General features: G+C 65.7%; 11 protein-coding genes. 3 read left to right on the top strand and 8 right to left on the bottom strand.

All coding sequences use genetic code 11. The features are described from left to right. Positions 1-443: 443 nt before the first annotated feature. The 7 genes from VM840_03540 to VM840_03570 form a co-directional block, all read right to left on the bottom strand. Positions 444-3,857: an RNA-binding domain-containing protein gene (locus VM840_03540; GenBank protein HVL80647.1), complete on the bottom strand. Its 3,414-nt coding sequence runs from the start codon at positions 3,855-3,857 to the stop codon at positions 444-446. Positions 3,858-3,918: 61 nt separating this feature from the next. Beyond that, positions 3,919-4,419, bottom strand: coding sequence for a type II toxin-antitoxin system VapC family toxin (locus VM840_03545; protein ID HVL80648.1), 501 nt, complete (start codon positions 4,417-4,419; stop codon positions 3,919-3,921). Then, positions 4,341-4,583 carry a type II toxin-antitoxin system Phd/YefM family antitoxin gene (locus VM840_03550; protein HVL80649.1) on the bottom strand — a complete coding sequence of 81 codons (243 nt, stop codon included), beginning with the start codon at positions 4,581-4,583 and terminating at the stop codon, positions 4,341-4,343. The genes VM840_03545 and VM840_03550 overlap by 79 nt, the downstream gene beginning before the upstream one ends. A gap of 44 nt (positions 4,584-4,627) precedes the next feature. Beyond that, on the bottom strand, positions 4,628-5,806 hold the full coding sequence (locus VM840_03555) for a restriction endonuclease subunit S (GenBank protein HVL80650.1): 1,179 nt from the start codon (positions 5,804-5,806) through the stop codon (positions 4,628-4,630). Beyond that, entirely contained in the window at positions 5,803-7,806 is a 2,004-nt protein-coding gene (locus tag VM840_03560) for a class I SAM-dependent DNA methyltransferase (protein HVL80651.1), read from the bottom strand. The genes VM840_03555 and VM840_03560 overlap by 4 nt, the downstream gene beginning before the upstream one ends. Positions 7,807-8,247: 441 nt before the next feature. Continuing rightward, positions 8,248-8,394: a hypothetical protein gene (locus VM840_03565; GenBank protein HVL80652.1), complete on the bottom strand. Its 147-nt coding sequence runs from the start codon at positions 8,392-8,394 to the stop codon at positions 8,248-8,250. A gap of 64 nt (positions 8,395-8,458) precedes the next feature. Further along, positions 8,459-9,637, bottom strand: coding sequence for a DUF222 domain-containing protein (locus VM840_03570; protein ID HVL80653.1), 1,179 nt, complete (start codon positions 9,635-9,637; stop codon positions 8,459-8,461). A 110-nt stretch (positions 9,638-9,747) separates the two neighbouring features. Between VM840_03570 and VM840_03575 the strand changes: the two genes are divergently transcribed. Continuing rightward, positions 9,748-10,269: a magnesium chelatase domain-containing protein gene (locus tag VM840_03575; protein HVL80654.1), complete on the top strand. Its 522-nt coding sequence runs from the start codon at positions 9,748-9,750 to the stop codon at positions 10,267-10,269. A 1,499-nt stretch (positions 10,270-11,768) separates the two neighbouring features. Here the strand turns inward: VM840_03575 and metG are convergent. Then, positions 11,769-13,235 (bottom strand): methionine--tRNA ligase, encoded by a 1,467-nt coding sequence (metG, locus tag VM840_03580; protein ID HVL80655.1) that lies wholly within the window; start codon positions 13,233-13,235, stop codon positions 11,769-11,771. 815 nt (positions 13,236-14,050) lie between these two features. Between metG and VM840_03585 the strand changes: the two genes are divergently transcribed. Both VM840_03585 and VM840_03590 read left to right on the top strand, forming a co-directional pair. Next, positions 14,051-14,224 carry a hypothetical protein gene (locus VM840_03585; GenBank protein ID HVL80656.1) on the top strand — a complete coding sequence of 58 codons (174 nt, stop codon included), beginning with the start codon at positions 14,051-14,053 and terminating at the stop codon, positions 14,222-14,224. Positions 14,225-14,241: 17 nt separating this feature from the next. Further along, a complete protein-coding gene (locus VM840_03590; GenBank protein HVL80657.1) occupies positions 14,242-14,523 on the top strand; it encodes a hypothetical protein in 282 nt (93 codons plus the stop codon). The last annotated feature ends 418 nt before the right edge of the window (positions 14,524-14,941 follow it).

The raw sequence follows: 14,941 nt of genomic DNA on the forward strand, positions 1-14,941 counted from the left end.
CAGTGAATGTTGCGGGACTCTGGCTCGACAGGTCGAGGCATCCCTAGAATCCGGAATTCCTTGCTCAGTAGGCGTCGTAGTAAAAGACCGGATGTTCGAGAATTGGCTTGTCGCTGACTTGGACGCTCTGGAGCAACAGCCCGCTCGATTCCGTCTGAGCCAAAGGGATAGGCGACTCGTTGCTCCAAACAAGTCCGACCGCTGCGACGCCTTGAGTCTCCTGAAACGTGCGACTGGACATGAGTACGACAAGGTCAGAGATGCGAAGAACGTGCTTAAGCGAGCAAGCCCGGAAAGGATTGCTGCAAACTCACGCAGTTTTCGTGGTTTTCTACGTCTCCTTGGGGACCCCGATTACCTAGACCAGAGCCTCAACCCCCGCTGACAGTCGGGCCTGAGGTGCGAGCGTATGGGACGTACATGTAGGCATCTCGTCACCCCCGCTATCCCTGATTACTCCCCCATCGACTAGAGATGTACTTCTCGCGTTCGGTGGGGTCAGAAATCTCGCGGGTTCCGTTCCCGATCCGGACGTAGAAGGACGTCTTGGTCTCCAGCTGACCCTTTCGGTCCACCACGACCTTGGCCTCCACCGGGAAGCTGCTCGGCGGCACGTGAACCCGGCAGATGTCGTCCCCGTTGATCGTGTGGATCTCGCTGGATACCGAGCTGGCCGCGGTCTCCCCCACCGCGTTGATCAGCAACTGACTGAGATGGAGCAGGAATCGGTCCCGGTCCCCCTTGCCTTCCTTCCTCAGTGAGGCGTAATCCGAAGACAGTCCGTGGACGGATCCGTCATCCGCCACCCCGATGAGCAGCGTCCCGCCCTCTCGGCTGTTTGCGAACGCCGCGATCGTCTTGATCGACGCCGTCTCCAGCGACTTGTAGACCTCACCCGTGTCGGCCCCCGTCCGCAGCGTCGCCTTGAACTCGAGGTGGCTATTCTCGGTCCCGGTCGCCAGCAGCTCACCGATCGGGCAGTGCTGCTGGTACGCCACCCTCGCCCGCGCCTGGGCCAGGGTCGCGTACACCTTGATTACGTCCGCTGCCAGGGCCTCGTCGTCCAGGAACTTGTAGACCACCTTCTCGTTGCGGTCCATGCGCCCGAGCAGAGCCTTCTGGAACATCTCCGGGAAGACGACCCCGAAGTTCTCGGCAGTGTTGTTCACAGCCGTCACTTGGACGTCCTCCTGGGAGACCAGGTCTTCCAGCGCGGCGTCAAAGACGAGCCGGTCGGCGTCGGACCAGTCCGTGCCGTAGAGGGCGTTCAAGCGGTCGATAATCACGGACAGGCGCTCGTCGTCGGGCTCGTTGAGGCGTCCGGTCCCAGAGTAGATCGTGGTCACCTCTCCCCCATCGCTACCCAACGACACCGAACCCGCGAACTGCTGCTCGTTGCGAAGGTGGGTGAGCTCGAGCGCTCCGCTGAGGTCCACGGCCGCTCCGGCGTCCGCCTTGATAAACGCCTGCAACGCCTTGCCGAACAGGTAGTCACGCTCCAGCTCGGTGTCCACGAACGACACTATCTGGGACAGAAACGAGTAGATGCGCACGAATCGCCCGAGCGCGTCCCGGAAGCGTTCCTGCTCGTCCTCCTCCAGGTCTCTGAACCTGTCGATCGCCGGGCCCAGCGCAGCGTGCAGTCGTCCGTGGTCTGCGCTCTCCGAGAGCAACAGCCGGGCGAACGTCACAGCCTCCTCGGCTACAAGCACGCCGAACTCGTCTAGGGCGTGACGCGTGTCGTAGAGGAGGTTGGGATCGGATGGGGGTGCGACGGTCCGGCCGTGATAGGGCTCGAAAGCCGCCGCTATCTCATCGGCGTCGTTGACGAAGTCGAGGACGAACGTGCCGTCCTTGTCCGGGTGCGTGCGGTTGAGCCGGGACAGCGTCTGGACCGCGGCCAGTCCGGTAAGGGTCTTGTCCACATACATCGCGTACAGCTTGGGCTGGTCGAACCCGGTCTGGAACTTCTCGGCCACCACCATGAGCTGATACTCGTCGCTGTCGAAGCGCTCGGCCGTCTGCGACTCCGGGAACCCGTTGCAACGGCCTTCCGTGACCGGCTCCCCTCCGTTGAGCGGCACCGCATCGGAGAACGCGACGAGCACGCCCAGGTCGTATCCGTTCTCGTTGACGTAGGCGCGCAGAGCTTCCCAGAAGCGCACCGCATGGAGCCTGGACGAGCACACGACCATGCCCTTCGCCTGTCCGGCCACCTTGTGGGCGACGTGGGCCCGGAAGTGCTCGACAACGATCTCCGCCTTCTGGGACAGGTTGTGCTCGTGCAGGATGACGAACCGGGCGATGGCTCGCCGCGCCTTGGCCGTCTCGTAGGCCGGGTCGTCCGCGATCGCCTTCTCGAGGTGGAAGAAGGTCTGGTAGGTCGTGTAGCCGGCCAGGACGTCGTGGATGAACCGCTCCTCGATCGCCTGACGCATCGAGTAGAGATGGAAGGGCTCATGGCGGCCGGTATCCGGATAGTGGCGGCCGAACAGCTCCAACGTCTTGCCCTTCGGAGTGGCGGTGAACGCGAAGAAGCTCATGTTCTCCTGCCGTCCGCGCGCGGCCACGGCCTCGGCCAAGACCTCCTGGACCTCATCCACCGGGATGTCCGGCTCCTGAGCCTGGGAAACGCCGAGCAGGCGGCGCAGCTCCTTGGCGGCCTCACCGCTCTGCGACGAATGGGCCTCGTCCACGATGACCGCGTAGCGACGATCCGGGAGATCGACGCCCTTCTTGATGACGACGGGGAACTTCTGAAGGGTCGTGATGATGATGCGGGCCTGCTCGCCCGCCAGCGCGTCGGCGAGCTGCTGCGAGGATTTGTCGATCCGCTCCACCACGCCGTGAGCGTGCTCGAACTGATAGATCGTGTCCTGGAGCTGGCGGTCGAGGATGACGCGGTCGGTGATGACGACGACCTTGTCGAACACCTTGTCGTCGCCTCGGTGGAGCGTGGACAGCCGGTGGGCGAGCCAGGCGATCGTGTTGGACTTCCCGCTTCCCGCAGAGTGCTGAACGAGGTAGGAGTGGCCGGGACCCTCCTCCCGGGCCGAGGCTTCCAGGTGCCGGACGGCGTCCCACTGGTGGTAGCGCGGGAATATGACCTGTCCCGGACGCTTGGACCCCCTCGCCGGCTTCACCTCATGGACGAACCGTCCGAGGAGGTCGAGCCATGCGTCCCGCTGCCAGACGCGCTCCCACAGGTAGGAGGTGGCGTGTCCGTCGGGGTTGGACGGGTTGCCCGCTCCCCCATCCCGGCCTTGGTTGAAGGGAAGGAAGCGGGTGTTCTGTCCGGCGAGCTGCGTGGTCATGGCCACACGCTGCGGATCGACGGCGAAGTGAACGACCGCCCGGGCCAGGGTCCTGTTCCGGGCGTCACGGTCGGTGCGGTACTGATGGACGGCCTGCTCAACGCCCTGTCCGGTGAGGGGGTTCTTCAGCTCTGCGGTGGCCACGGGGACGCCGTTCACGAACAGGGCCAGGTCGACCGACTTGCCGGAGCCGGGGTCGTAGCGGAGCTGTCGGGTGGCCGTCAGGCGGTTGGCCCGGTATCGCTCGACCAGCTCGGGGGTGAGCCCGTGGGCGGGCTTGAAGTACGCGATCCGGAGGGTGACGCCCTGGTCGACGACGCCGTGGCGCAGGACGTCCACCACCCCCCTCTTGTCGAGCTCGGACGAGAGCCGATCCGCGAACCTGGACTGGGTGGCGTCGGGGTCGTTGCCATAGTTCTTGACCAGCCGCTGCCACTCGTCGGACTGCGTGGCCCCGATGAACGCATAGAGCTCGGACGTGTCGAGGGCCCGGTCCGGATCGAAGTCGCGGGCCGGACCCTGCTCCTTGTCGTTCTTGACCACGTACCCACCTTGGAAGGCGAGCCAGTCACAGATGGAGGCCTCGAAGAGATCTTCGGACGGGTTACTCAACGCTCGGCCCCCCGGCGAATGGGTTCAAGACCTTGACGCCGGTCCGCGCGATATCAGTCGTGTTCCGAGTCACCAAGGTCAGATCATGGACCTTGGCGGTTGCAGCCAGGAGTCCGTCGACGACTGGGAGAGGGTCAGGGACGTTGAGTCGCCCCCATTCATCTGCGACCTCAGCCGTGACAGGCAGGATGCGGTCGGTATAGGTGGAGTTGGTCCCCTCCAGCCATCGATCGAGCTCGTCGGCTTGAGCGGGATCACGACGTCGGAGCCGCTCGATCCCTGAGCGGATCTCGCCGACGACGAGCACGCTGAGGAACAGTGAGGAAGGTGAACGAGCGCGTAGCCACTCCTTGACCGCATCGTCGCCCGAACGCCTGCGGGCCTCGGAGAGAACATTCGTATCGAGGAGGAACGCTATAGCGCCACCTCTCGGGGCATATCCGAGCTTCGCTCCAGTTCCAGATCGTCGAAGGGGGGACCCTCCAGCAGGAATTCGACGAAACTCGGACGCTCCCCCACGAGCTCCTCATAGCGCTCGGCGGACAACACGACGACCACGGCCTCCCCATGCCGGGTCACGACCTGGGGGCCCTCGGTGAGGGCGCGACGAACCACCTCGCTGAGGCGTTGTTTGGCGTCTTGCAGCTTCCAGACCATCCTTGCTCCTGTCTAGACGGTCTAGATTAGCTCAGGAGCCAATGCTATGCGACTTCTAGTTCTCCGGTGACAGCCGCTGTGATGAGGGCCTGACGATGCTCCTGGAGGAGCGCAAGTTGGCGGTGAATCCGTTCACTGGCCTGACGAATCCGGGCGACAGTCGCTTCTAGACGTTCCTTTACCCCAACTTGCTCTTCGGCAGGTGGGACCGGGACAGGCAACTCCCCAGCATCTTGCGCATTGAAGTGACCGAGAGCAGCGTTATCGGATCCCGCGGCCACGAAACTCCGAGATCGAGCGGAGTTGATGCCATGGCAGAGCAGCTCTGGCAGAAGGCGAACACTTCGTCGAATGATGATGAGATCAACGCAATTCGCCCCATCGAGGTCGGGTGGGACTACCGCCGCAGTTCCAGCGTTTCCCGACCTCACCACTACAACGTCTCCTGCCTGCAGGTTGGTTGCGCGATGCCGAGTTGCGTCCTCCTGGGAGACGCGAAGCAGAGCTCTGCGGTCGATGCCCCAGTCCCTGACATTGAGGCCGCGCAAGCAGGGAACACCCTCTTCCGACTCGGTAAAGGAGTGGTCTCGGTTCCCGCTGGTGGGTCGGCCGGCGACATGCTTCAGTCGACGAAGGTCGTAACGGGGGTTCCACAACTCCCTATCTATCACCGCGATGCGTCTCTGCTCGAGAAGTGAGAGTAACTGCCCCTTCTTCGCGACCAGAGCATCGATCTGAGCGGTCTCGACGTCGAGGAAGTCCGCAATCGCTCGCTGCGCGCCAGGCGGGGGGACAGACAGCCGCGTAGAGGCAAGTGCGTCGGTGGTCAGCTCGAGGAACGTCGATCCCACACCTCTGGCCTGAAGTCGGTCAACAATATTCCCGAGCACGTAGCGGTAGTAGCGGATATCGCATGGGGTGACAGGAACCAGACCTCTGCACCCTTGATTGAAAGCAACAACTCCGACCGTCTGAGCGACGTAACCGATCGGCGCCCGGGTAGACAACACAAGCGATCCTCCTGGGACTGTCGCGCTACCAGTCTCGAGTCCCCGCCGGCTAAGGGTGCGGTCCGTGGTCTCGATGACTCTCCCGTTTTGACGCCCCAGGTCAACAGGCGTCGCCCATGGGATGCCCCCATCCCAGTTCCCTGGATCAGAAGTGGGAGTTCCTCCATTGACGACCTTGAAGAGACGACGCAGCGGGACCTCGGCCCACGTCACTCCGTGACCTCCCGCAGCAGGTCCTGAATCTCGGCCTCCAGTTGTTTGATCTCCCTATCGATCTCCTCAAGTGGCCGGGGTGGGACGTACTTGTAGAAGTGTCGCGTGAGCGGGATCTCGTACCCGACCTTCGTCTTCGAGTAGTCCACCCACGCGTCCGGGACGTAGGGGTGGACCTCCTGCGCCAGGTGGTCGTCCACTGCGGTTCGGTACTCGACCGACTTGAGACGTCCGGACACGTCCTCCTCGAATCCCACCCTCACCGCCGGCAACGGGACGTTCTCCTGATCCCGCAGCTCGGGGTCCGGTTCCGGCTCCCCCTTGCGGTTCGTGATCACCGGGGCGTCCGGATCGCGGACGGCCAGCGCGTCCCAGACCGCCTTCTGCTGAGGCTTGGTCAGTCCGGCCCCCTTGAGCACCTCTTCCACGACCTCAGGGTCAGCCGGTCCCGGATGGGCAGCCAGGGCTGACACGACCGAAGTGACCACGTCCGGGTGCAGCTTTGCCAGGCGGCGCTCCGAGCGGACAGCGGCCAGCGTGTCGTCCGTGACCTCCCAGCGCAGCTGCAGCGGGCGCTCTACCGTGATGCGCAGGAACCCGAACGCCTCGTTCGGAAGTATCTTCACGCGGTCGGAATCCTCGAACGCCCCGTACAGCTTCGTGATCTCCGCGATGTGCTCGGCAGATAGCTCCTTGCGCTTCTCCCCCAGGCTCTTGCGCATCTTCTGCCACAGCTCCCGGGCGTCCACCAGCTGCACCTTGCCCCGTCGCTCAGGACGCTTGCGGTTGGTCACCACCCAGAAGTAGGTCGAGATCCCCGTGTTGTAGAAGAGCTGGTCAGGCAGGGCCACGACGGCCTCCAGCCAGTCATTCTCGATGATCCATCGGCGGATCTCCGACTCCCCCGAGCCGGCGGCCCCCGTGAACAGCGGCGACCCGTTGAACACGATCGCCAGCCGGGAGCCCCCCTGCTCGACCGGCTTCATCTTCGCGATCATGTGCTGTAGGAACAGGAAGCTCCCATCGTTGATCCGTGGGAGCCCGGCCCCGAAGCGGCCCGCGAACCCCTTCGACTCGTGCTCGTCGCGCACGACCTTCTCGACCTTCTTCCACTCCACGCCGAACGGGGGGTTGGCGAGGAGGTAGTCGAAGTGCTCGCCCGAGAACCCGTCTTCGGAGAACGAGTTGCCCAGCAGAATGTTGGCCGCGTTCTGGCCCTTGAGCATCATGTCCGAGCGGCAGATCGCGTAGGTCTCGGGATTCAGCTCCTGTCCGAACACCTCCAGGCGAGCCTGGGGGTTCAGCGACCTCAGGTGGTCCTCGGCGACCGAGAGCATGCCTCCCGTCCCGCACGCCGGGTCGAGCAGCGTCTTCACCACTCCCGGTCTGGTTAGGAGGCGGTCGTCCTCGATGAACAGCAGGTTGACCATGAGACGGATCACCTCACGGGGGGTGAAGTGCTCACCGGCCGTCTCGTTCGAGAGCTCCGAGAAGCGGCGGATCAGCTCCTCGTACAGGTAGCCCATCTCCAGGTTCGACACGTTCTGGGGGTGCAGGTCGATCTCGCAGAACCGGGAAACGACGAGGTACAGGAGGTCGGAGCGGTCCAGGCGCTCGATCTGTCCGGGCAGGTCGAACTTCTCCAGCACGTCCCGGGCCGCCGGCGAGAACGCGAGCAGGTAGCTGCGGAGGTTGTCCGCGATGTTCGGGGGGTCGTCCAGGAGCCGGGTCATCGTGAGAGGGGACGTGTTGTAGAACTGCTCCCCAGCCGCCTTCTCGAGGAGGGGGCGCATGTTTTCGACCTGGCCGGTGAGCTTGCGGGCCGTCTCGAGCACCTTCGCCTTGGTGGGCTCGAGCACGCAGTCGAGCCGGCGCAGGACCACCATGGGCAGGATGACCCGTCCGTACTCGGACTGCTTGTAGTCTCCGCGCAACAGGTCGGCCACCGACCAGATGAAGGCCGCGTGGTTTCGGATGGTCTCGTTCTGACCGATCGCCATGACTCCCCCGAGATTCGAACGTGCAGCCATGGTGACATCTGGCGGGCATGGAGGGCCGACCGGCTCGGATCGAGCTACTCGGCCCCTGTGAGGTCGGCCCTAGCGCTGGTTGCCCACCTCTTGTCGCAGTCCCGACATCGCAGCGTACGACGGCCGCTCGTCAGGTGATAGATCCCCACTCCGACCCATCGGAGGCCCAGGATGATCGTGGCGATGAGGCCGACAGCGGGGAGCGCCGTACTGCCTCCTGATCCCTCAGCCAAGCCCAACCAGATCCCGAAGGGCAGGGGGCCGAGAAGGAAGGTAAGTACCCCGCTCCAGATGTAGCGAAGAGGGTTCGTCGGTACTACTCGGCGCCCACCGCAGCGGACACAAGGCTCCCACGCTGTCCTCATCTCAGACCGCCAGAAGCCCCCCTGTCCGTTGCGCTCCGCTCACCGATCACATCGAGTTGAACGCGCTCCGGAACATCGCTCCCAAGACCACCATCCAGAAGATCGCGTGAAGCCAGATCACGACCATGAAGGCGATCGCAGTAGCGAAACCAATCCGGAACGCCGCGCGCCAACTGAGCCGGAAATCCTCCATGGGCCCCCCTTCTTCAAGCTGACGGGAGAACCCTAAAGGCGGATGACGACACGGGCCCGAGCCCCTAGCCTCCCGGCGGCCCCCGGCCTGGGTCGGACGGCTCGAGGATCCGCTCCCGCACCTCGCGGCGCAGCGACACCGGACCCCCTTCGACGAACCGCCCCGACGGGCTGATGAACGCGACCTGATGGGTCGGATCGCCGCTGATTCGCCATCCCCCCTCGTGCACGAGCCGATGATGGAAGCCGCACAGCAGGATCAGGTTCTCTAGGTCGGTCTTCCCGTTCAGCGCCCACTCCTTAACGTGGTGAGCGGCGACCCAGCGTGAACGCTCACATCCGGGGAACCGGCAGGTGATGTCCCGACGACGCAGCTCGCGGACCATCGCCGCGGTCGGCGTCCGGCTTATCCGCCCGATCCCCACCGCGCGCCCGTCCGGACCGTGCGCCACGATCTGCCATCGCGCATCGCAGGCCAGGCGGCGGAGGGCCTCCGACGAGATCGCCACTCCCCCCTCGAGCTCACCGCCTCCGGGCTCGCCCATCAGGACGTCCGCATCGACGTGCACGACGACGGTCGCGCGGTCGGTGTCCGGATCGGCTGCGAGACGCATGCTCGCCAGCTCAACCAGAGCGTCCGCGCAGCGGGTCTGATGATCCTCGTACGTCCCCGTCTCCGGATCGAGAGGCGCGGTCTCGGCCAAGCGCGAGATCGCGCGCTCAACCACCGCACCCTCGGCCTGCGGGAGCGAGCCGGCGATCCGGAGCACGAGCCCGTCGTGGTCCCACCGCAGCCGCAGCTTGCGTCGGCGGTGGGCCCGGTTCTCCTCCTCCTTCTCCACCGGACGAGCCCGGCGGGCCACCCGTCGCAGGTGAGCCGCGGACATCCTCCGAGCCTCCTCCACGAGGTCGGCCTCCGTCTCCGACGTCGCGAAGGAGGCCAGGGCACGCGTCTGGTCCCACGAGAGGGTTCCCTCTGAGTAGGCGCCGGCCACGATCGGCAGGGCCTCCAGCGCCCGCGCGACCCGCACCACCTCGAACGCGTACTCACGCGTCCACGCGAGCCGAGCGACCAACCACGCCTCCATGCAGGAGGAACCGTCCTCGGCCCACCCCCGGCAGGCGTCGTAGGCGGCCACGAACTCGAGCATCTGCGCGTCCACCGCCAGCTTCAAGCCATGGAGCTGCTCGATGCCGTCGGCGAGTTCCGCCGTCGACCGTCCGGCGAGGGATTCGCGACCCATGTAGGGAGCATAGAGGGAGGTAGTGACAGTTTCTCGAACACGTGTTCGTATCCCCTGTCGGTGCCCGATGCGATACTCCAGCCGCCTTCCCCCTGGCAAGGGAGGGACGCATGGAACCTACGATCCTCACCCCCGTGGGCCCCGTGGCTCACGTCGTTCGGGCCCGCACGACGCGGGGGCCCACAGCCCTGCGCTTGCGTGGCTGGCCCGCCGCATGCGGCAGGACGTCAGCGGACCGGATCCGCGCAGCCGTGCTCAACTCAGGTTTCTCGCTACCCGCGGGAAGAACGACGCTGTGGATCGAGCCCGAGCTGGCCGAAGCCAACCCGGGAACCGACCTGGCCGCCGCTCTGGCGCTGATGCTCGCCGATCCCTCGCGTGCGCACGTCCGGCAGTCGAATCTGATGGCCTGGGGCGCTCTCGACCTAGACGGGACCCTCCGTCCGGCCGACAAGGAGCCGATGGCCGAGCTCCCGGACGAAGGGTGGGTCGGACGGTTCTGGTCTCACCACGACGAGGTGCCCCGTCCGGACGAAGCCGCCGTTCTGACCGTGATCGACGTCCCGGACCTGTCCCGGGCGTGGGAGGTGATCGTCAGGCTTTTGGACATCCAAGCCGCCCTTCTGAGCTGAGCTCTCGTTGACCCGGCGCCCGCTCCCTCTCGGAAGTGATCATGCGCCCATCTCAGTCGAGCGTTGGGTCAGCACGGAGTTATCGCCCCTCCTGACCAACCCCAGGGAGGAATGAGTCAGGAACCTAAGTGCGTCGCCCACGGAGCGTTGGCACACCCTGGCCATCGTCAAAGGAGAGAACGATCCGGGCGTCGTCTTCCACAGAGAAGGAGACGAGGAGATCAGCGATGTGTTGACCTGCCGATGCTCGCCACGAAAGAACTCGGATCCCGCTCCCACCCGAGCCGAACGTGCTCCATCCGTAGCGACCGTAGAACGGTTCCTTTGTATTGGAGCTCTTCAGCCCCCAATAGTCCGCCCCGAGTTCTATACGGAGCGTGAAGTCCCCGCGGGCGCCGTGCGGGACAACCACGTCTGCCTCGTAGTTGCCGGGTCCAATCAAGGCCGAACACTCTCCCGCACCTTGGGCTGCCTCGATAGGAGGGACAACGCACGCGAAATCTGGGACGTAGGCCCGAGGAGATGCAGTTGCAGGAGTCGCGCCTAGGGCCCACGTCGGCCTGAACATAAGCCTGAGCAAAGGCATCACGACCGTATTCGCCACGAAGCCGATGTCCCCTGCAACCTAGGACCCCTCCAGAAGGCTCATATGTGCCGCGCGGACCTGAAGTGAATGGGAGCGACCCCTACGAGAGACCGAGTTCATGTCCTCCTCGAGCGCCCCGAGGTTGACGAGTAGGTCAGAACGAAGGTGCGCCAAGGACAACCGGGTCGCCGCGACGACTGACTCCCTCAGGTACCGCTGGGCGCCCTCGGGGTCACCATCGAGCCGGGCCAGGCATCCGAGCATCCTGAAGGCCTGGGCGGGAACCAACCCAGGCATCGTTACGCGTAGGCGTCCTCGGGCGGGGGGCGTCCGTGATGACGTCGGTCATCACGCTGCGCGCGAGCGGGAAGTCTCCCCGCAACGCGGCGATGGTGCCGAGCGCAGGTCCCCGGGGGCGCCCAGGGGCCTGGCCTTCCACGTCTGGGCATGCGTTCGAACGCCGCGAACGAACCCCTTTCCCTACATCCACGGGTAACTCTAGGCGCACCGACCCCGACGCGCGGCGCCAGTCCGAAACTTTCCCCCCGACCGCGCTCCGTCGGGTGACGAACGCGGCTCCCCGGGGGCCCCGGCTCCAGCGGTTGCAGCGTCAGACCCGCGCGCGCCGGGGGCGCGTCGCACCCGACTGCGTGCCAGGTACCCGTCACCCGCGGCGGTGTACCCACGTGCCATAGGCCCTCCGACACGCAGGTGAGAGGCCCTATCGGACACTCACAGTCACCCCAGGTCCCATGTCCTGGACACGTCGCGGACACGCCCCGCGAGGTAGAACACGGCGCCGCCGCCCTGTCGGTAACGACGCCTAGAGCTTGGCTGTGGATCCGAGTAGGCCTACATGCGCTTCGGCCGCGCTGGATAGAGGGGGTCTGGGGTGCGGCCAGGCCACATCCGATCAGGTCTTGGGAAAGAGAGGCGGACCCGTCCGCACCCTGTTACCAGGAACGCCCACTCGTGCGAGGATCTCGCTCGATGTTCGCGGCAGGAAGGGTTCAAGGCAATCACCAACTGTCCGGATCACCGCGCACAGTTCCGCCAGGACGTCCTCGAGACGACCGTCGGCCTCCCGTGCGAGGACCCAGGGAGCAGTCTCCACGACATAACGATTGGCCGCTTCGACCAATCCCCAGATAGCCCCTATGGCGTCGTGAATCGCGAAGCGCTTCATGGCGACCTCGACCGCACTCGGCAGTTCCCGCGCCTGTCCTGTGAGCGGGCCGCCCCTCGCGGTTGGCACGCGGCCATCGAGGTAACGATGAACCATCGCCACCACGCGGGACACAAGGTTGCCAAGCTGATCCGATAGATCGGCGTTCCGTGAAAGCACGAACCGGTCACGGGTGAAGTCCCCGTCCTCCGTTGTCCGGATGTGGCGCAGGAGGAAGTACCGAACGGTGTCGACCCCGAATTCATCGACCAAGGCGAACGGGTCGATCACGTTCCCAAGGGATTTACTGATCTTCCGGCCGTCGATCGTCACGAATCCGTGCGTCACGATGGCGGTCGGAAGGGGGATGCCAGCGGACAGGAGCATGGCCGGCCAGTACACGGCGTGGAACCGGATGATGTCCTTACCGATGATGTGAACACGATGAGGGCTTTGAAGCCAGTACTGCTGGAAGGCCGGGCCATCTGTCGCGTAGTCGAGCGCCGTGATGTAGTTGCCGAGGGCATCGAACCAGACGTACATCACTTGCGTGGGGTCTCGCGGTACGGGGAGGCCCCAGCCACGAGCGCGCTCAGCGGAGCGGGAGATGCTGAAGTCTCGGAGCCCCGATCGCAGCAACGACAAGACCTCGTTGCGCCGCGACTCGGGCAGGATCTGGATGTCTCTCGACGTAACTAGCTGGAGCAACTGCTCCGTGTAGCGAGACAGACGGAAGAACCAGTTCTCCTCCTCGACCTCCTCAGGAACGGTCTCATGGGCGGAACATCGACCACCTGTCAGGTCGGAATCGTCCAGGAAGCGCTCGCACCCGCTGCAGTAGCGCCCGCGGTAATGGCCCTTGTAGATGTCACCCGCCGCGTCGCAGGCGGACCACAGCTTGTTGACGCCCGCCCGGTGGCGAGCGTCGGACGAGGTCCGGATGAAGTCGTCCACCGATAGGTCTAGGGCATCACCGAGGCGGTAGAAGCTGTCGGCGTAGCGCGCGACCAGTTCGACCACGGGCACGCCTTCGCGCTCCGCCGCCTGAACACTCTTGATGCTGTTGTCGTCGGTGCCGGTGAGGGAGCGGACGGCGTCTCCCTGCTTCCGCCTATAACGCGCAATCGCATCCGCAATCAGCGCCTCAAGAGCGAACCCGATGTGCGGGTCAGAGTTGACGTACGGTATCGCGGTCGTGACGTAGAACGTAGACATGGCTTCTCCTCTCGGGTGCGCAGGGGGTCCGGGTGCTCCCGAGCAGGAGGTGATGCTGGTCAGCGTGCGCGAAGCCGCAGCACTCCCGCTGGGAGCACCGGCATTCGCATTCGCGTGTAGGCGCGCTGATCGGTCATCTGTTCACAGGCTAGCAGGACCTCACGGTCCCGACGGGGCGGCCCCGGCCAGAGTAAGCACCGAGCCTCGTCCCCCGGCTACGGGCTGACTAGACATGGGGTCTCGTTCCAACGACCCGCTTGCTACGGGGAGGGCATCGGCCACGACCTCCGGAGCCAAGCCTCCTGATGCTGAGGCCCCACGTGCGACAGAACCAGTTCCGTTATGCCGGCGCGAATGCTCTGGATCAGAGTCTCCACATGACCACTGTGAAGCTCCAGAGGAGCATCCTCCAGGAGCCCCATACGACTTGAACTTGTCGCACACCTCGCGCGTCCCGCCCCTGCTGGTGGAGGATCGCAGGATCCGCGCCGGTTGCCGTGCGGAGTCGAGGGTTGCTCCTGGCGCGCCTACGGCTGGGTCAGCCCACGGATCCCGATGATCGGAGCCCGGGACCCCGTCCCCGAGGACCAACTCTCGGAGAAGGAGCGGCGAGGCGGTGCCCGCGCCCGGGCCGAGCACCCGCGACATCCGGGCTAGAGGTTCGCGACCCCCGGCATCACCGCAAACGACGACGACGACAACCCGAGAGGAGCAGCGTGATGCTGCACGAGATGCTGACAGGCAACCCAGTGGATGGAGTTGGAGGCCGAGCTCGAGCGGATCGCCTCCGCCGGCGGAAGCACCGGGAGCGGGCCGTGGCGGAGGACGCCCGCCACGAGGAGGCGCTCGCCCTCCACCGTCGAGCCGTCGAGGAGGCGAACGGCGCCGGGGAGCCCCCGCCCGCCCCCGATGGCGCCGCCCGGGCGGCCGCGGTCCGCGCGTTCATGGACGCGCGGGACTCGGTCAGGCTCCGGAGCGGGCGTTCCTAGCTGAGCACGGGCCGGGCATGCTCGCCCGCCTGGCCGACGAGTCGCGGGCCAACCTCTCCGAGGTCGCCGAGGTCGTGAACCGGTTGGTCGTGCCGGTCGTCCGGCGGGAGGTCGCGCTGCGCCGCACGGCCGAGCGGATCCTCGCGGGGATTCCATCCCCCCGGCCGCTCGCCGGCCGGGAACGCGTCGACGCGGTCGCGGTGGTCGTCGCGGCACCGGCCGGGGAGGACATGCTCCGGGTCGAGCCCGGCGGCGGGAGCCGGCAGCCCGCGTACCGGCGGCCGAACGTCGCACAGTGAAGCAGGTCCCCCCATTGCGCGCCGCGCCCGGGGACGTGACCGACTGGCGGAACCGGGCGTCGTGCGTGGGCACGGACCGGCGCCTGTGGTTCCCGGAGCGGGGCGACCCGGGGAGGGCCGCTCCTCGGATCTGCGCGGGCTGCCCGGCCCGGGAGCCGTGCCTCGAGTACGGGCTCGTGGACCCGGCGCGCGGGCACGGGATCTGGGGTGGCCTGACCGCGAGGGAGCGGATCCTCCTCGTAGTCATTCTCTAAGAGGGGAAGCGTGGATCCGGGTCGAAGTACCTTCCCATGCGATCGAAGTGTGGACTCATCCTCTCTGCGCTGGTGATCTTGGCCTGCCCAACGGCCCAAGCCTCAGAGGACGGTTACTGCGAAGTCCGGGAACCCGTAGTCGTCGCGGGATATGACCCTGACCG

Source organism: Actinomycetota bacterium, assembly GCA_035540895.1.
In the GTDB taxonomy this organism is placed as follows: Bacteria; Actinomycetota; JAICYB01; order JAICYB01; family JAICYB01; genus DATLFR01.